Origin of the sequence: Pseudanabaena sp. 'Roaring Creek' (genome assembly GCF_001402795.1) — a bacterium.
Taxonomy (GTDB): domain Bacteria; phylum Cyanobacteriota; class Cyanobacteriia; order Pseudanabaenales; family Pseudanabaenaceae; genus Pseudanabaena.
The window spans coordinates 1-18,456 of sequence record NZ_LIRE01000047.1 but is presented as its reverse complement, the minus strand read 5'-3'; the positions used below and the strand labels follow the sequence as shown (position 1 = coordinate 18,456).

Annotated in this window: 19 protein-coding genes and 1 pseudogene; 7 read left to right on the top strand and 13 right to left on the bottom strand. The window is 40.5% G+C overall.

The window, feature by feature from the left end; translation table 11 throughout:
* The first annotated feature begins 44 nt into the window (after positions 1 to 44).
* The 4 genes from AC805_RS01510 (at position 45) to AC805_RS01495 (ending at position 4,000) form a co-directional block, all read left to right on the top strand.
* The gene (locus AC805_RS01510; protein WP_055073776.1) at positions 45 to 785 is read left to right on the top strand and encodes a glycoside hydrolase family protein; all 741 of its coding nucleotides are present in this window, start codon (positions 45 to 47) and stop codon (positions 783 to 785) included.
* A gap of 38 nt (positions 786 to 823) precedes the next feature.
* The gene (locus tag AC805_RS01505; RefSeq protein WP_055073775.1) at positions 824 to 2,218 is read left to right on the top strand and encodes an MFS transporter; all 1,395 of its coding nucleotides are present in this window, start codon (positions 824 to 826) and stop codon (positions 2,216 to 2,218) included.
* Positions 2,219 to 2,272: 54 nt separating this feature from the next.
* Positions 2,273 to 2,602 carry a YnfA family protein gene (locus AC805_RS01500; RefSeq protein ID WP_055073774.1) on the top strand — a complete coding sequence of 110 codons (330 nt, stop codon included), beginning with the start codon at positions 2,273 to 2,275 and terminating at the stop codon, positions 2,600 to 2,602.
* An 87-nt stretch (positions 2,603 to 2,689) separates the two neighbouring features.
* Positions 2,690 to 4,000 carry an Nramp family divalent metal transporter gene (locus tag AC805_RS01495; RefSeq protein WP_055073773.1) on the top strand — a complete coding sequence of 437 codons (1,311 nt, stop codon included), beginning with the start codon at positions 2,690 to 2,692 and terminating at the stop codon, positions 3,998 to 4,000.
* Positions 4,001 to 4,119: 119 nt separating this feature from the next.
* On the opposite strand, the gene AC805_RS01490 is transcribed toward AC805_RS01495, so the two are convergent.
* The 9 genes from AC805_RS01490 to AC805_RS01450 form a co-directional block, all read right to left on the bottom strand.
* Complete coding sequence (locus AC805_RS01490; protein WP_055073772.1) at positions 4,120 to 5,685, bottom strand: efflux RND transporter periplasmic adaptor subunit; 1,566 nt, start codon at positions 5,683 to 5,685, stop codon at positions 4,120 to 4,122.
* Positions 5,686 to 5,856: 171 nt separating this feature from the next.
* Positions 5,857 to 6,339, bottom strand: a complete 483-nt coding sequence (locus AC805_RS01485) for a hypothetical protein (RefSeq protein WP_055073771.1) — start codon at positions 6,337 to 6,339, stop codon at positions 5,857 to 5,859.
* A 76-nt stretch (positions 6,340 to 6,415) separates the two neighbouring features.
* Positions 6,416 to 7,753 carry a two-component system sensor histidine kinase RppB gene (gene rppB, locus AC805_RS01480; RefSeq protein WP_055073770.1) on the bottom strand — a complete coding sequence of 446 codons (1,338 nt, stop codon included), beginning with the start codon at positions 7,751 to 7,753 and terminating at the stop codon, positions 6,416 to 6,418.
* Complete coding sequence (gene rppA, locus AC805_RS01475) at positions 7,750 to 8,439, bottom strand: two-component system response regulator RppA (RefSeq protein WP_055073769.1); 690 nt, start codon at positions 8,437 to 8,439, stop codon at positions 7,750 to 7,752. The genes rppB and rppA overlap by 4 nt, the downstream gene beginning before the upstream one ends.
* A gap of 59 nt (positions 8,440 to 8,498) precedes the next feature.
* Positions 8,499 to 9,107 (bottom strand): TIGR02466 family protein, encoded by a 609-nt coding sequence (locus tag AC805_RS01470; protein ID WP_055073768.1) that lies wholly within the window; start codon positions 9,105 to 9,107, stop codon positions 8,499 to 8,501.
* 251 nt (positions 9,108 to 9,358) lie between these two features.
* On the bottom strand, positions 9,359 to 10,048 hold the full coding sequence (locus AC805_RS01465; protein ID WP_055073767.1) for a phosphatase PAP2 family protein: 690 nt from the start codon (positions 10,046 to 10,048) through the stop codon (positions 9,359 to 9,361).
* 119 nt (positions 10,049 to 10,167) lie between these two features.
* Complete coding sequence (locus AC805_RS01460) at positions 10,168 to 10,359, bottom strand: hypothetical protein (RefSeq protein ID WP_055073766.1); 192 nt, start codon at positions 10,357 to 10,359, stop codon at positions 10,168 to 10,170.
* A 150-nt stretch (positions 10,360 to 10,509) separates the two neighbouring features.
* Complete coding sequence (locus AC805_RS01455) at positions 10,510 to 11,391, bottom strand: undecaprenyl-diphosphate phosphatase (RefSeq protein ID WP_055073765.1); 882 nt, start codon at positions 11,389 to 11,391, stop codon at positions 10,510 to 10,512.
* Between the two features lie 75 nt (positions 11,392 to 11,466).
* Positions 11,467 to 12,225 carry a hypothetical protein gene (locus AC805_RS01450; protein WP_055073764.1) on the bottom strand — a complete coding sequence of 253 codons (759 nt, stop codon included), beginning with the start codon at positions 12,223 to 12,225 and terminating at the stop codon, positions 11,467 to 11,469.
* A 231-nt stretch (positions 12,226 to 12,456) separates the two neighbouring features.
* Here AC805_RS01450 and AC805_RS01445 point away from each other — a divergent pair, with 231 nt between their 5' ends.
* From AC805_RS01445 to AC805_RS01435, 3 genes are all read left to right on the top strand, one after another.
* Complete coding sequence (locus AC805_RS01445; RefSeq protein ID WP_055073763.1) at positions 12,457 to 12,942, top strand: PepSY domain-containing protein; 486 nt, start codon at positions 12,457 to 12,459, stop codon at positions 12,940 to 12,942.
* 200 nt (positions 12,943 to 13,142) lie between these two features.
* On the top strand, positions 13,143 to 14,321 hold the full coding sequence (locus AC805_RS01440; RefSeq protein ID WP_055073762.1) for an MFS transporter: 1,179 nt from the start codon (positions 13,143 to 13,145) through the stop codon (positions 14,319 to 14,321).
* Positions 14,322 to 14,419: 98 nt separating this feature from the next.
* Positions 14,420 to 15,187: a hypothetical protein gene (locus AC805_RS01435; RefSeq protein WP_055073791.1), complete on the top strand. Its 768-nt coding sequence runs from the start codon at positions 14,420 to 14,422 to the stop codon at positions 15,185 to 15,187.
* Here the strand turns inward: AC805_RS01435 and AC805_RS01430 are convergent.
* The 4 genes and pseudogenes from AC805_RS01430 to AC805_RS25975 form a co-directional block, all read right to left on the bottom strand.
* Positions 15,134 to 16,375, bottom strand: coding sequence for a HAMP domain-containing histidine kinase (locus tag AC805_RS01430; protein WP_055073761.1), 1,242 nt, complete (start codon positions 16,373 to 16,375; stop codon positions 15,134 to 15,136). The genes AC805_RS01435 and AC805_RS01430 overlap by 54 nt on opposite strands.
* Positions 16,376 to 16,377: 2 nt before the next feature.
* Positions 16,378 to 17,061, bottom strand: a complete 684-nt coding sequence (locus tag AC805_RS01425) for a response regulator transcription factor (RefSeq protein WP_055073760.1) — start codon at positions 17,059 to 17,061, stop codon at positions 16,378 to 16,380.
* A gap of 76 nt (positions 17,062 to 17,137) precedes the next feature.
* Complete coding sequence (locus AC805_RS01420; protein WP_055073759.1) at positions 17,138 to 18,079, bottom strand: tyrosine-type recombinase/integrase; 942 nt, start codon at positions 18,077 to 18,079, stop codon at positions 17,138 to 17,140.
* Between the two features lie 23 nt (positions 18,080 to 18,102).
* Positions 18,103 to 18,456: pseudogene (locus tag AC805_RS25975) on the bottom strand (PD-(D/E)XK nuclease family protein); the annotation flags it as partial.

The following is an 18,456-nucleotide window of genomic DNA, read 5'->3' as shown; positions in this document are numbered from 1 at the left end:
TTTTAATTTTAAGATTCTATTGCGACTGTTTAAAAATTATCTCTATGTTCTTTTATCGTTCAAAACAAAAACATAATAAGGATGGCGAAGATAAGGTATACAGTAGAAAGCAAAAGATTTGGGACATCGCTTCAATTCTGAGCCTATTTGCCTTACTCTGGTTTCTCCAAAATGCCCAGAACGTCATAAGACACGTTAACTATCTGAAAGTATCTGAAGATGTGCCACCACTAGCTATGTCTAATGGCGATCCCTATATTCGAGCTTTGATGAGAACTATTTCTGCAAGCGAGTCCAGTGGTAAGAACTCCTATGCGCTTTTATATGGTGGAGATCATGTTCACGATCTAAGTCAACATCCTAATCAATGCATTCCGATTAAAACTGACGTAAATAAAGGAAAATGCTCCACCGCCTCTGGGAGGTATCAATTTCTTACCTCTACTTGGATCGAAAAAGCTTCTAAATATCATCCCAATCCATCTGAAACCATAGATGGCATAACCTATAGTTTTGAGCCTGAGTACCAAGATATCGTTGTCTATCGATGGCTCAAAGATCATCATCAATGGAATGTGGATATTTTAACTTTGCTCAAAAAAGATCGGGTTGAAGATGCGTTAATTGAGTTATCTGATGTTTGGACTAGTCTAGGCAGTGGGCTTGAAGATAATTTGATGACACCTTTTTTACCCAAGCTTTATCGTAAATTTTTAGCTGAAGAACTTGCCTCTACGAGTAAAATAAGTGGATCTCAAATGATTAACAAAATTGAGTCTTTCTAAACCTAAGAACTATCGATACCTATTTTAGCCAAACAAAAATGCCACAGGTTCCCTCACCATTACGATGCCTCAATAATTCAACTTTTGCCAGACTCTATACTGCTCAGACTATCAGCTTATTTGGTGATGCTCTAACGTGGTTAGGATTGGCTTTACTAGCTTTTGAACTAGCAGGAAAAGATAGTGCTGTAGTGCTTTCTGTAGCTTTGACCTTGCGTGTAACAGCTTTTGTAATCCTCTCTCCCATTGCAGGTGCGATCGCCGATCGCCTAGATCGCAAACTAATTCTCGTCATAACCCATATTGCGCGAATGGTGATTGTGGGAATCATGCCCTTTGTAAATGCAGTTTGGCAGATTTATGTTCTAGTCTTTGCCCTTAATGTATTCAATGCTTTTTTTACGCCAACTTATCAAGCCACGATTCCCTTAGTCACAGGTAAAGCTGAATATGCTCAGGCGATCGCCCTTTCTGCTGCTACTTATCAATTATTAGGCGTTTTAGGCCCTGGCATTGCTGGCAGTGTATCGGCATGGATTGGCGCAAGACAGATATTTTTTCTGGATGCAATTTCTTTCTTTCTCGCCGCAATTCTGATTTTCACACTTCCAAATCAACTGAGAGTAGAGCGAAATGAGAACTCAGAAAAATCGACAAAAGGAACGATCGTTACAATTATTGGTGATGTTAAAGAAGGAACCACACGTTTATTTGCTAATGCTTTTATTCGCTATGCTCTGATGCTCCAATTTGTAGCATCAATCGCAGGAGCGCAGATTTTAGTTAATACCGTAGGCTACATAAAAGGAACTCTCAAACTAAGCAGTTTAGAATATGGCTGGGTAATGGCTGCTTTTGGCATTGGCGCAACTATAGCGGCGGTAACTGTAGGAGCAATTAACCAGAAATGGGAACGTACAGTTCTGGTTTTGTTTGGTGCAATTATAATTACTCTCGCAATTCTACCCGCTAATTATGTCGGTTTAGTGCCATTGATATTTCTTTGGGCGATCGCAGGAATGGGACAGGTTTTTGTAAATCTACCGACTCAGACTCTCATCGCTGATCAGATTCCTGCAAACCTTCAAGGGCGAGTTTATGGCGCACATTTTGCTTGGAGCCATCTATGGTGGGCAATCGCCTATCCCATTGCAGGTTGGCTAGGAAGTCAGGGCAATACGTCATTTCTTTACGGAAGCTTGATCGGTTTTGCCCTTCTGTCAGTGGTTCAGATATTGTTATCTCCTAAAACCCATGAACATCAACATGAATATCTCTGGCATGAACACAAACATACTCACGATCCACATCATGAACATGATCATCCTGAAGATATGTTACTAACCGAACCACATACTCATACTCATGAGCATTCGCCAACCAAACATCGTCATGCTCACTACACTGATATTCATCATCTACATAGCCATTAGTAGGTTTGATCATCTAATTGCATCAAAAATTAGAAAGGTTTTTGGATAGTTTTAATGTCATTCTTACAATCGCTATTCTATTTTTTGATAGCTGGTCTATGTGAAATTGGTGGTGGCTACTCAATTTGGCTATGGTTAAAAGAAGGTAAAAGCATTTGGTTAGGAGCTTTGGGCATTTTGTTGCTGGTCATTTATTGTGTAATCCCAACTCTACAACCATCAAACTTTGGGCGCGTCTATGCTGCCTATGGAGGTATATTCATCGTTCTATCCTTACTTTGGGGATGGCAAGTGGATAAAGTTGTGCCAGATAAGTTTGATATGCTAGGCGGCTGGATTGCACTTATGGGAGTTTTGGTAATCATGTATGCACCTAGAAAATAGTGGCGCAATAGTAAATTTATCTATAGCAATTCTGGATGTATTCATGGGATTATGAAACGATTATGAAAATATCTTAGTAATATTTCTATGACTATTCGCAAACCTAGCTTGTCTGAAGTCCAACGTACAATCGCTATTCCCAAGACTGGTAATTTCTGGCGCAAGATGCTTGCTTATGCAGGACCAGGATATTTAGTTTCAGTGGGATACATGGACCCAGGCAATTGGGCAACCGATCTTGCAGGTGGTTCTAAGTTTGGCTATGCCCTCTTAAGTGTCATTTTGATCTCAAACTTAATGGCAATCTTGTTGCAATCTTTGTGTGTGCGTTTGGGTGTAGCTACTGGGCGAGATTTAGCCCAGTTGTGCCGAGATCGCTTTCGTCCTAGAGTTAATTTCTGTCTATGGGTACTGTGTGAGATTGCGATCGCTGCTTGTGATTTAGCAGAGTTACTAGGAAGTGCGATCGCTCTTCAATTGTTATTTGGTTTACCTTTGGTGTGGGGAGTATGTATCACCGCCTTAGATGTAATCGTTCTGTTAATGCTGCAACATAAAGGATTTCGTTATGTCGAAGCTTTAGTAATTATGCTGATAGCTACAATTGGGGTTTGCTTTGCCACCGAGATTCTATTTGCCAAACCAGATGTAGGCGGTATTCTATGGGGATATATGCCGAAATTAGAGATTTTACAGAATCCTGAAATGCTTTACATTGCGATCGGCATTTTAGGTGCAACCGTTATGCCACACAACCTCTATCTGCATTCAGCAATTGTGCAAACCCGTGCTTGGGAAGAAACTCCTAAAAAGAAATGGGAAGCAATCAAATTTGGCACGATTGATTCCACTGTGGCTCTCTCTTTTGCTTTGTTTATCAACTCCGCAATTTTAATCGTCGCTGCTGCCACATTCCATTTTTCAGGCTATCAGAAAGTTGCTGAAATTCAAGAAGCTTACCAATTGCTCTCACCGCTACTAGGTGTCAGTGCTGCTAGTGCTATTTTTGGTTTAGCTCTGCTTGCCTCTGGGCAAAGTTCTACTTTGACCGCTACCATAGCAGGACAGATTGTTATGGAAGGTTTCTTGGATTTGCATTTGCCTCCTTGGTTACGCCGATTGGCAACAAGACTTCTGGCAGTGATTCCTGCCCTAATTGCAATTATATTTTTTGGTGAGCGTAGCACCAGTAGCCTGATTGTTCTCAGTCAAGTAACTTTAAGTTTGCAACTGCCCTTTGCAGTGATTCCTTTGGTAATGTTTACTAGCGATCACTCCTTAATGGGTGAATTTGCTAATCCTAAATGGTTAAAAGGTTTAGCATGGCTGGTTTCCGCTATCATCATTGGGCTTAATATTTGGCTATTGCTCCAAACATTTTTGACGTGGATATCTTAAGCTTAATTAGATTCACCAATTACTCGTTAGAATTTCGTGATCATTCAGACTTTTTGAGTCAAAAAGCAATAATTAAACTCATAATCAAATCTCTAACTCAATATTTAACAACAGTAGCTTTATCTCTCAAGGCGATCGCTTGTACTTAAAGGCTCACTCAAAATCACCATTTTTGTACCTGATCGCCTTCCTAGCCAAAACGAAGCCGCAACAATCCCACCGCCGCCAATACCTCCTGCTAAGATAATTGCCCACCAAGCAATCTGTCCATTTGCAGAATTAGGTGCAGATATTACAGCATCTACTTTCTCATCTTTAGGTTTACTGTCACCACGTAGAGATTGGGCGTATAGTTGACTAGCGCGTTGAGTAACAATGCGATCGCCTTCAAACAATCCACTTGTAACTTCCACTAACTCCCCCGAAGTCCTTCCCAAAGTCACATCAACGGGCTGATAAGACTTACCATTTTGGACAAATACTAACTGCTTGCCATTTGCTTCTACTACTGACGCAGCAGGAATCGCTAAGGTTGGTACAGAAACACTATCTGTGAGGATTTCGATATTGGTAAACATCCCTGCCTTTAACTGTCCCTTCACATTGCCAATCTCAGCTTTCACTGGAACAATACGGCTTTGTCCTTCTACGGTAGTACCAATCACTGTCACCTTGCCTTGAAAAACTGTAGTCGAGGGCTGTCCTGCAATTTTCACCTGTACGGGTTGACCAATACGGATTTTATTTATATCTTTTTCGTAAATGTTGGCAGTAGCAAGAACCCTTTCATCATTGACGATGGTCATTAAAGGCTTGCCTGCTGCATCAACTGATTCTCCAATCGTCGCTTCGCGATCGCTGACAACTCCATCAATTGGTGCAGATATCGTAATCGTGCCATTAGAGTTTGCACTAGCCTCTAACTGATTCAAACGCGCCGAGTAAGCTGCTGTACTGAGATCGACTCTAATCGAAGATACTTGTACATCAGCTTCTGCTCTTTCTAGTTGTGCTTGTGCTTCTAGCAAAGGTAAGCGACTTTCCGCCTTAGTTAATGCGGCTCTTGCAGCAGCAAATTTTGCTTCTGACTCTTGTAACTGTCGTCTGGCGATCGCACCTTTCTCTAATAATTCCTTATCGCGCTCATAACGTTCTTTGTCTAGATTTAATTCAGTCTGAGCCTGACGGATATCTGATTCAACAAGTAGCTTCTGACGTTCGAGATTTTGTCGGGCTAAACGTAAATTTGATTCAGAAGTTAGCACATTTCCACTTGCATCTGCTTTTTTCTCCAGCGCACTAACTCGTAAATCTGCTAGTTCTGGGCTAGATAGAATAGCAACAGGTTGACCTGCTTGAACTAAAGCCCCTGGCTCTACTAGCAAATCAACAATTGTTCCTTTGATCGGAGTAGTCACTTTTACTTGTTGGTTCGGTAAAGTCTCAATCTGCCCTGTGGTTTGAATACCAAATTTTAGGGGCTGTTGCTTTACAGTTTCTACTTTAATTCCAAGAGATTTAGCAACTTCATCCTCTACAGTTATTCCCGTAATCTGAGTTGTGTTATTTCCCTTAAATTCATCTCCATGTCCAGCATGAGCCAATGCGATCGCAGGATTAGATAGCAAAATCAAACTAAGAAGGACTTTAACAATGGGAGTGCGAAGTTTTGGGGATATGCTCATTTGCTTAATCTAATTTTTACACTCAAAATTTATCGCAGTTGCTTTTGTACCAAGCATCTCACAACAAAATGAAATAGGTATGAAATCTTAATGTTTCATTTTTGCCAAATGTAAAACGACAACAGCAAAGCTGTTGTCGTTTTACCTCCCAATTTGGTGTGAGATAATCTTTTACTTACCGTAGGTTTGAATGCGAACAAGTCCAAGTGGAATATCTGCATCTAAATTTGCGAATTTTGCAGAAACAGGAATTAGATGGATCAAGCCTTTTTGATTTCCAGCAACTAATATATCACGCATATAAAAGTTTAGAGTTGTACCAGTATCGATTGGCTGAGCAAAAGAGACTGTAGCTTTGTTACCCTGTGGCGTGATGGTTGCTCCTATAGAACGATTGAGTTGATCGACTACATTAATAGTCCCGCCAACCTTAATCCCTTCAGGTAAGTCAATGGTAACACTCGAAAGGGTATGTCCTTGGACATGAACTTGAAAGAAATAGGTGGGTGCTGATGCGCTCTTGTTATTGGGTATTGCTCCAGTTGCATCAATGTGTGGTGCGGATAAATTGGGCAAAGATGGAGTGGCGAGTGTGGCGGACACAGATGCAAATGTTGCTGCTAATAGTGTGCCGAGAAACATTAATTTTTTCATGATTGACTCTTTAATTCAAATTCAAACGCTGACATTTCAACTATGACGGATTGTTATGAAATGAAGATGAAATGTCCTAACAAAAAATAGAAGGAATCTCAATTGTGAATGTACTACCTTCTGCAAACTCACTTTTGACTTGAATATTTCCCCCATGAGCTTTAGCGATCGCCATTGCGATCGCCAGTCCTAGTCCCGATCCACCTTTTTTGCGAGAGCGATCGCTACTTACTCGATAGAAGCGATCGAAGATGTTGGGTAAATCAGTGGAACTTATACCAATTCCATTATCCTGAATTTGGATGATCGCATGGTGTTCGATTTGCTCAAGAGATATTTCAACTTTGCCTTGCTCAAGAGTGTAATGAATCGCATTGATCAGAATATTGAGAATTAGTCGATAGAGTTGATCTTCGTTACCATTGACATAAATTGCAGATTCATTATCAATTTTCAGCTTTAGATCGATATCCGACTGAATAGCAAGTGCCGAAACTTCTTCAACTAAATCACTGACAATTTCATTCAAACAGCAAACCTGCTTTTGTAAAGCAATTAGTTGTAAATCCATCCTCGAAAGCAGAAGTAAATCTTGCACCAGTTCTGAAAGGCGCACTGTTTGGCGATTGATTGTTTGTAAAATATCTCTTGACTCTAGTTCGGAAATTGCATCACTACTAAGAGTAGATTCAACTGTAGCTCGAATTGCTGCAAGCGGAGTCCGCAGTTCATGGGCAGCATCAGCCGTAAATTGCTGGATTTGTCGATAAGAAGAATAAACTGGTTTCATCGCTATACCCGCTAAATACCAACTTGCAATGCTCACAATCAAAAAAGCGATCGGTAAGCTCACGATCAATATCAATTTTGATTGTTCGAGATGATGATCATAGTCAGCAAGCGATCGCCCTACTTGTAGATATCCCCATGACTTTCCACTGTTGTTTTTAAGTAAAAGCGAGATTTGATGATAGCGATTTCCCTTGCGATCCTCAATTGTTTGCCAAGTCTCTTGTGAAGTTCGAGGGACAACTCCAATGGGTGGTTTTCCGACTGTGGCAATCAAGGTTCCAGAATGAGTCAGAAATAATGCATAGAAGCTATCTTGTTGGATTGCACCCATAATATGTCTTGCAGAAGATTCTTGCTCACATTTCTCGCCGATGACGCAAAGATTAGGAAGAATTTGCTGGACGCTGGGAGAAATGCGATCGCTTTCTATTAGCAAAGGTTCTAAACTATCATGCAATGTCCCAGCTACGGACTCTAACTCGCGATCGACTGCTTGCCAATGAGCATGAGCCATCACCTGATAAATACCGACTCCTGATAGAGTCAAAATGATTCCCATCACTCCTGCATACCAACCTGCAAGATGTAAACGCGCTCCAAAAAAGATTTTATTGTGATTCATGAATTCAAGCGATATCCCCAACCATAGATTGTCTCAATCCCGATATCACAACTATATTCTGCTAATTTCTTTCTTAATAGACGAATCTGTGCTGCTACGACATTACTAGCAGGTTCGGATTGAAATTCCCATAGCCGATTCATAATCTGGTCACGGGTAAGAATCTGATTAGGATGCTGCATAAAGTATTCTAATAATTGAAATTCTTTAGTTGTAAGCATCAGACCTTCAGGGATCTCACTTTGATTAGCGATCGCAATTGTTGACTTCCCATAATCAAGAATCAAATTCCCCACCTGTAAGATTTGTGACTGAACTTGAGTCGGTCTCCGTAGCAACGCTCTCAGCCGCGCCATCAGTTCAACCATACCAAACGGCTTAACGAGGTAATCATCCGCCCCTGAATCCAAACCCATCACGCGATCTTCCATCTGATCTTTCGCGGTCAACATTAAAACTGGTAGTGAATTACCCTGCGCTCTCAAGCGCTTACATATTTCCAGCCCTGATAAACTTGGCAACATCCAATCTACAATTGCTAACACATAATCTACTTCAGGACTTGAAAGATATCTCCATGCTTCCGTACCATCCTGTACCCAATCAACAACATATTTTTCTTGCTTCAAGCTCCGTTGTAGAGCCTTACCAAGATCCTCTTCATCTTCAACTAGCAAAATTCTCATATGATTTTTAATTTTTAGAATGAGTAGATCTTCGTTCTAACCATCCTAAAACCCTAAATTTATACTGATGTCAAATAAGTCATACTGATATTAAAGCTAATGCAAACACGCTCTTCATCGCTGAGATTTGGTTCTACACCATGATTTAACCAACTTGGAAAAATTATCATCTTACCTTCTGTTGCTTTATAAGTAATTTTTTGGAGCGTCCAAGGAGTCAGTTCGGTAAGTGCTGGCATAAACATATGAGCAACATCACGAGAATCTTTAAAGAAAATACCGCCGCAGTTTTCGGCAGCTTTCACATAATAGACTCCACTAAGTACTGAGTTAGGGTGATTGTGTACAAAATTAAAGGCAAACTTTGGATTTACAACTGCCCAACAATTCCCAAGGATCATTGTGAACCTTTTCAAGTCAAAGCCAATTTCTTCTCCAGACTCTAGTGCATTAGTTACGATGATCTGGGCAATATCTTGAAATTCTGGACGTTGATGTAAATAGTCTTTGCTATGCCATCCTATTCCATTTGACCAACTGACACCTTGATTGTCTTTTTGCTTTTCAACATAAATTGCCTGAAGTAATTTTTTGTTTAACTGCTCATAATTTGGAATATCAAAGTGCCAAATCGGAGTAGGAAACCAGTCATCTCTCTGCGTTGTCATTGTTTATACAAGTCTCACATTCATTCGTATTTATATACCTTACGTGTGATTGATAGCTTTTCTAATATGGGTCTTAAATTAATGATTGTATTCTAGATCAAGAAAATGAAATCAGGATGAAATTCAATATTATGCAGTTTCACATATATAAAGTTGTGGCTCAAGCATAAAGCTAACAGTATCTGTCAAAAAACTAATTACAGCAGTAAGCAAAACATTGGTTGGCAATCAATCCAATGCAATAAGCAAAATTAATTTTCATCATGAGATGATAAATTACATTTCAGGATCGAGATACAAGTAATCACCCACAAAAATCCGACCAAATAACCTGCAATCACATCTGTCAACCAGTGAACTCCCAAATATAGACGGCTTAAGCCAATCAATAAAATTAATCCAGTCATTACAGTATAAATTAATCGAGAAGATTGAGGGAATTCCGTTGCTAATAGATATGCTAAAAATCCATATACAACCATTGCTCCAAGAGCATGACCACTTGGGAAACTAGAAGATGTCTCTACAATTAGTTGATGCCATAGTTGAGGTCGTGGTTTAGCAAAAAAGAGTTTCAACCCCACATTAAGAGCTAGCCCTCCTATACAGGCGATCGCAAATACTTTTATTTGTGAATATTTTCGCTTTCTCCAAAGCCAGAATGTAGTACCAAAGAAGATTGCAGCCACCATTGGTGGATCTGCTAAACCTGTAATATTGAGCATTATTGAATCTAAAATTGGGGTTGCTGATTGATGAATCCAAAGTAAAATATTAGTGTCAAAATTAAAAGCTTCTTTTTCCCAGACCTCTTGACACAGCCACCCCAAGACCATTAATAGTGCAAGACAACCAACAAAACTAACTAGACCAATACTAGAACCGCGAAAACTGCTCCAAGAATTTAAGCGATTAATCCATACCTTAACTAATTGCTGCATAGAAAATATTGAGACTGATTATTTGATAGTAAAAATGACTAGAAAGTAATATTTCCCAAAATCAATAATTTAGGGAAATGCTGTAAATTTTGTTTCTTTTAGTGTAGCCAAAGGATTTTTTATAGAGATTGATCAAAACCAACGCTAATTACTTCAGGAAATCGAAACACATCTATAAAAAACTGCTTGGCATTTGCTTCCTTCTCAAAGAAAAACGATTGATAAAAGCCATGTTCACTCACTTGGCTTTTATAGCAATAGCCTCCTAGAGTCTCTGCTAATTGATCAATTTCAGTGTTAGATGTTTCCATATATACTGAAATATTCCTAAGCACTAAACTGTCTCGACTGCACATAATTAAATTCACTCGTTTTAATAAAATCTTTATTATCAGGAGAGCCTGCTTCCGATATTCGATAGGCTATAAGACATTGAATATCACATGGGGTTCTTATCCATTTCAGCGAAGAAAGCCAATTACTGAGCCAATCAATAAAAATAATCCCATTACTAGGCGATACCAAACAAAGAACCAAGTACTTCGCTTCTCTAAGTATCGGAGTAGTCCAAAAATAGCCAGAAATGCGGAAATGCTAGCAGAGGTCAAACCTGCCCCAAGAATTAACCAGCCATTTAGGTCTAATCCAGCTTTGCTTAAAGCGTGTAACTCTACTGCTCCTGCCAGAATAATTGCGGGTAGTCCTAACAGAAATGAGAATCGAGCCGCAGTTTCTCTTTCCATATTCAAAAATAATCCTGCCGTTAAGGTAGAACCAGAACGAGATACTCCAGGGATTAAGGCAAAGGCTTGAGCAATTCCTACCCATAGTCCATCTAAAAATGTAAGTTTCTCAAAATTCCTTTCTCTTTTACCTCGCAACTCAGCGATCGCTAGTAATAAAGCCATAACAATAGATGCACAGCCAATAACTACAAGACTACGCAAAGGAGAATTAGGAGCATTTAGGGTCTTTTTTAGTAATAGTCCTGCGATACCAATGGGAATAGTGCCAATCACTAGTCCTAAAGTTAAGCGGAAAGGTTTAGATTGATAATCTTGATGGGCGATCGCTCTTATCGAACTGCCAGCTAGACTTTTGATATCTTGCCAAAAATAAGCTAAAACCGCACCTAAACTAGCAAGCTGCATAGCCGCTGAGAATACGGAACCAGGGTCTTGCCATCCGAGTAAACTGGGGACAATACGGAGGTGAGCAGTGCTGCTAATGGGTAATAGTTCAGTAATTCCCTGCACAATTCCCAAGAAAATCACTTTAAGATAACCTAATTGCACGAATCCAAGGTCTACAGCCTCAGAAGAAACTATTGCAGTCAATAACATAATCTTTAAAGAGAGTATTTAATAAGTAAAAAAGCATTAGGTGTCAACATTAACCGAATCACATTCATTCAGAACTCAATGTCTTTGTTTTGCTGGTTTCTGTGGAAAGATAAAGATACACGCCACAATTAACACGAGAAGCGTGACTGACGCTGTGGAGCGGCTTAACTCCAAACCACCTTTGCTTATAGGTTTGTCTAGAAAGTCGCCGACAACCGCGCCAAGGGGTCTGGTAAGGATGAATCCTGCCCAAAACAACATGGTTCGCGATATATTTGTTCGGTAATACATGATCGCGATCGCAACCAAAACCGCCCCAAACAATATTGCTCCACCACTATACCCAAGCCCTGCGGTATCGGCTGTCCAATCCCCAAGCGCAGTGCCCAATGTCTGCGAAAACATGATTGTGACCCAATAGAATATTTCAGATTTGGGCGTACTCACAGTATCAACAGAGATAGAACCAAGCGTGCGATACCAAATAAATAACGAGCTAAAGAGCAAGATAAGCAATATTGCCGTCCCGCCCGCATAGCCAATACCAAGAGAACGATCCACGAAATCCGCTAATGTCGTTCCCACTGTTGTTGTTGCAATAATTGTTACCCAGTAAAGGATAGGATGGAATTTTTTTGCAAAAACCTGAGCTATTACCGCAACGATAAATATGGCTGTAAAAATGATCGTACTGACGAGATAGCCGAGATTCATTGACATAGAGACGAGATCTCCGCCAGTCTCACCAAGGGTTGTAGCGAGGATTTTTATAACCCAAAAGATCAAAATTACTTCTGGGACTTTGCTGAGAATATCTTTCTGTTTCCTGTCCATAAACTTTTATAACTGCGATTTGTCTAAAGTCACCACTAAACGAATCTCACTCCGTAATTTGTGTCGCCTCAAAAAATAACCCACAATCATCAAGAACTTAGAAAGAATTCCCATATCTATTGATTTATAGCTATCCCTATTCTTTTTAAGATTTGAATACGACCTTTCAAACTTCTTGATTATTTATCTCTATAGTTTGAAACGTAAACCAATAAATCAAGGTTACTTGTGATGAAAACTTCGACAAAGGCAATTCTAGTTGCGACTCTAGTCGGACTAGTCGGTATTGGTGGTTTGGCAAAAGCTGCTCGCGCTATCCCCATGCAATCCGCCAAACCAGCAGCTATAGAAGTTGCCGAACGCGAAATGTCTGAAACTCGCGAGACTGGTGAATCGAGAGACGATCTAATCGATGCAAATCAGTCAGCCAAACTTCGCGCTTTGGCAAAAATCACACCTCAGCAAGCACAACAAGCCGCAGAAGCTACTGTCGCTGGCAAGGCAACTTCTGTGAAGTTGGAAAATGAGGATGGCAGTCTTGTTTATTCTGTGGCGATCGCTCAGAAAGAAGTTATAGTCGATGCTGGTAACGGTCGTGTCCTGTCTACCGAAAGCCTGAACAATGAGGGAGGTGAAAGTAATCACGTTCGCAGTAGCATTCAAGTTTCCGAAACAGGAATGGGCGATGGTGATGGCGAAACCAATGATGATGGCTAAATAAAAAGTTATTCTGACATTCAAAAATCTGGGCTAGATTTTTGAATGTCAGAATAACTTACTAACGTCATACAGAAACGTTATTCCTCGCTCCTCAATCCAAAGCGAGGAGAATGAATTGTGGTCTTAAAATCCTCTTCATAAGGTAATTAACTTAGAAGCCCTTATCATAATTTAGTGAATCATCTAGGAATTTAATTTTGCTCACTACGTTACGACGACTGCCTCCTAATGTGTGGCTGATCGGATTAATCAGCCTTCTGAACGACACTGCCAGCGATATGCTCTATCCACTGATTCCTGTGTATTTGGCATCAGTATTAATGGTTGGACCAAAATCATTGGGAATTATTGAGGGTATTGCTGAAGCCACCAGTAGCTTTCTAAAGCTGCTGTCTGGAGTAATTATGGATCTCACTAATTCTGCCAAGCCTTGGATAGTTATTGGCTACAGCTTAGCTGGTTTTAGCCGCCCATTGGTCTTAATTGCTAACAATTGGGTGGGAGTCTTGTTTATTCGCATGATTGACCGTGTGGGCAAAGGTTTACGAAGTTCTCCAAGAGATGCCATGTTAGCGGCAAGTGTTTCTCCAGAAAACCGTGGTTTAGCTTTTGGTCTGCATCGTGGCATGGATAATGCGGGAGCTGTAATCGGTCCAATCTTAGCCGCTTTACTTCTAGGATTTGGTTACAAAATTAAAGACCTATTTCTGATTTCGATTATTCCTGCTACACTCTGTTTCGGAATGTCTCTACTGATTCAAGAACCTCAGGCAACAGTAGTTCAATCAGAAAATAGAAGATTTAGTTGGAACTTTAAGGAACTACCAGTTAACTTTAAACGCTATCTTTTAGCTGTGGCAATCTTCACTCTTGGCAACTCATCTAATATGTTTTTGCTGCTTAGAGCTAAAGAATTAGGTTTATTAGAAGTGCAAATACCTTTGGCTTGGGCAACTATTTCGGCAATTGCCGCCGTATTTTCCACACCGCTTTCAGCACTATCCGATCGATTTGGTCGTATTCGCTTAATTTCGATGGGATGGTTATCTTATGGCTTATTTTATCTTTGCCTAGGACTATTAAGTTCATCTACTCCCATAGTAATTTTTGGCTTGTTCGCATTTTATGGAATATTTCTGGCAGCTACTGAAGGTGTAGAAAAAGCACTGGTCGCCGATCTAGCTCCTACATCCTTGTTGGGAACAGCCTATGGTTGGTTTAATTTAGTGAGTGGTTTAATGCTATTACCAGCTTCGATTATCTTTGGTTGGCTCTATGAGAGATTTGGCGCTACAAGTGCTTTTGGTTTCTCTTCTAGTTGCTCTCTAATAGCAACGTTTCTATTACTCTGGGCAAGTAAAAAGTTTGCAATTTAAATTTCACTGGGGGTGAATAAGAAATTACTCTATTTATTCCTAATTAAAACTCAATACTTAGGCAATTTTAAAAATCAACCAGAAAAAATATTATGATTATGCAAAAAGTGTTAAACAGGGTTCCAGAGGTTACAGTTGCTTTCTGGATTATTAAGATTTTGGCAACTACGGTAGGTGAAACTGCGGCTGATTATTTGAATATGGAGATGAAACTTGGCTTAGTCAATACATCCTATATTATGAGCGGCATATTACTAATGTTACTTTTGAATCAGTTTAGACTTAAACGCTATATACCCGTGAGCTATTGGATTGTAGTCGTTTTTATGAGCGTGACTGGTACATTAATTACAGATAGTTTGATAGATATCTTTAGTATTAGTTTAGTGACAACTACGATCGCATTTAGTGTCGTACTATCCGTGATTTTTGGTTTCTGGTATCTCACCGAAAAGACTTTAGCTATGCATTCTATCAACACAGTTAAAAGAGAGCTTTTCTACTGGGCAGCTATTTTATTTACATTTGCTTTGGGTACGGCAACAGGAGACCTTCTTGCTGAGACTTTGAAGCTAGGTTATACCCAAGCAGCACTAATATTTGGCACTGCGATCGCTATTATCACCATCAGTTATCAATACTTCCGAATGAATGGAATCTTAGCATTTTGGCTAGCTTACATTTTGACCCGCCCACTTGGAGCTTCTATCGGCGATCTATTATCCCAACCATTAGCAAATGGTGGCTTTGGTTTAGGTACGACCATGACGAGTATTCTTTTTCTGGTTGTAATTGTGACTTTTGTGACTTTATTAACCCTTAACCAAAAGCGGCAGAGAAACGGTAAAGCAACTACCAACTCCTAGTTTGCTGGTGACAGAAATTTCACCGCCATGCTGATTAGCGATCGCTTGGGCGATCGTTAATCCCAATCCGAAACTACCCGCATGATAAGTACGAGAGTTTTCCGATCGCCAAAAGCGCTCAAAGACCTTATCAACCTGATCTGGCGCAATACCAATTCCATTATCATGCACTGAAGTTAGCACTCGCTGTCCAGTTATTTGACAATCTAGATCAATCCTACCGTCCGCTAATGTGTACTGAATAGCGTTTGCTATCAAATTAGTAAACAATCTTCGCAACTGGGCGCGATCGCCAACAGTATAAATCGGCTTATTTGCTAAAAATTGTAATTCAATTGATTTTGCTTCAGCTTGAGGGCTATAAAATTGGATAAGTTCGGTTAGTAACTCGCTTAAATTTACTTCCTGATAATGATCTTTAAGTAAATTGTCAGTTCTCGCCAACAGTAATAAATCTTCTGTTAAACGTGTCATCTGTTTGGTTGCCTCTGCGATCGCCTCAAACTTTGCGATGTCTCCTATACGGATGCCCTCTGGGTATCGCAACGCCACCTGAGCATTACTGGAAATAACCATCAACGGACTGCGTAACTCATGGGATGCATCGGCAGTAAACTGCTTTAAAAGCTCAAAATTGCGCTCAATGGGCTGCATAAATTGTCGAGTCAGCCAGAGTCCTCCAATACCACTTAATAAAAGAGCCACAACCGCACCACCTGACATCCCCCAGTCTAAATGTCGCACAGACTCATCAAATTCCACTAACGACTGACTAGCACGCACATATCCGATCAGCATCCCATCATCATTGCTAACCACAGGCAAAGTTACCGATTGCACGCGAGGATTCCCTGATTGGATTTGTACTGTATTTTCACCAGCAAATGGAAGACTTATAATTAATTGTCCCTGATGAGAAATCGGCTTTCCTTGAATATCAAACCATTCTAATGCTTGATCTTTGGATAAAAGAGCTTGCTGAGGAAAGTCACTTTTAAATTTAATTTGACCATTCTCTGATTCCAAACTACTAGAGGCTCCATGTCCCAACGTAGTAAGTTTTTCAGTCGCCTGTTGACTTAAGCTATGCACAAACAGAAATCGCACAACTACACCAAGCGAAGTTAATATTGCCATCAATACAAGCAGAAAAGACAACAGTAAACGGTAACGAATTTTTGTAAACATAACTAGTCCCGATCTACAGATGCAAGTCGATACCCAACCCCATAAACAGTTTCAATAAATGTGTCTGAACTCCCAGCCGCTCTCAATTTGCGTCGCAAATTAGTAATATGTGTTCTAATCGTATCTTCACCTGACTGCTTGTCAAATTCCCATATCCTGTCCATTAGAGCAGTTCGCGTAAATACTTGCGTCGGATTTCGCAACAAATAGTCTAAAATCATGAACTCTTTTGATGTAAGCGAGAGCGGCTGTCCACTGCAACTAACAATTTGACTACCAGAATCAAGACTTAATGCTCCATAGTGAAAGATTTCAGGCTTTATATCTGGGCTGCGGCGTGCCAATGCTCTCATACGCGCTGATAGTTCTTCTAAATCGAATGGCTTAACTAAATAGTCATCAGCCCCAGCATCTAAGCCTACAACCTTATCAGAAATGCTATCACGCGCAGTAAGCATCAATATCTGCGCTTTACAGCCATTAGAGCGCAATCGCCGACAAAGACTTACTCCGTCCAGTTTCGGCAACATCACATCCAATAGAATTAAGTCATAGGCGATCGCCTGCGTCCACTCCCAACCTTCTAACCCATCCCTAGCATAGTCGATGCTATGCTTTTGCGCTCTCAGATCTTCAATCAAAGGACGAGCAATGCGATCGTCATCTTCTACTAGTAAAATTTTCATAGTAAGTCAATTCCGCAAAATAAAATCGTGACATATCTACTGTTGTATTTCACAAACTTCAATAAATCTTTCCTTTTTAATCAAATTTTTCGGATGCTTTCAAGAAAGCACGTTTCGCCGCAATTTTATTCTTACGATTGGTATAACGCCTAAAACTCCTCACATCTCTATGTCTAGTCAACTCCATCGCTAAGGATGGATCTAGCTCATACTTCACAATTAAATTCGTTGCAAACGTATGCCTTCCTCGATGCGAATGCAAATCAATCCCCGTCTTCTCCGCCAAATCATCCATCACATGACGAATACCCCAATAAGTCAGTCGCTTACCCTGACTACGATTTGAACAAGACACAAACAAAGGACTTTCAGGCAATAACTCGACCTCTTGCTCACTCCTCCAATCCAAATAAGCATCCAAATCCTGAATACCTAACTTCGTCAAAGGTACTTCTCCCTTACTATCCCACTTCGCCTCTTTAATCGCTAATTCCCCATTCACATAATCCTCAATATTGAGACGACAAACTTCCTCCGCTCTCAATCCATGCAACAAAATCGAAAACAAAGCCCGATCTCGTAACATCATTTTACTCAAGGCGATCGCTTCATAAATCCGCAACACCTCCTCATCTTCCAAATCCTTTGCCACAGGATCGGGTAATCGCTCCTGCTGAATCCCAATCGTCGGATCGGCAACCACATATTCCGATAGCAACATCCATCGATAAAACGATTTCAGAGTCCGTAACACCCGATTCACCGAACTCAGCGCCAACTCACGTTCCTTCAACAAAAAAGTTTTAAACTGTGTCACTTTGCGACGACTCACATCCACCCAAGCCAGATCGCACCAATCCATAAATATCCGCAAGTCCGCTTGATAAGCCTTACGGCTCTTCGGCTGCAAAGACCTCGATGCTAAAAATTCATCAACCCTTGCTTGGCGTAAGTCCGTAGTAGCGATCGCTTTGGGCGGTTCGCTGTAAATAACTAAAATTGGCTCTGGAATGGACATATCTGTATCAATTGATTAGTTATCTATCCACGAATCACGATAATCTCTCGCCCTGCAGGGCTGATGACATTCTCAGTAGTCGTCCGATCGCTTAGCGGCGGCAAACTAGAACGGCGATCGAAGATCACCAACCAACCTGTATCCAAACTCAAACCCGACAAATACTTATCGATCTGTGGCAAACCTTCCTTAAGTGGATCTGGTCTTTTATCAGCCCATACCTTCAACTCCATCGCCAAAGTTACCTTACCATAGCGCAAACAGATATCCATTCTTCCCGAACCAATGGCATATTCTCTCTCCAACGTGCCACCACCATTAACAACACGGTGCAGAAAAGCCATCAATACAATATGAGGCGCAATCTCTGGATAGGG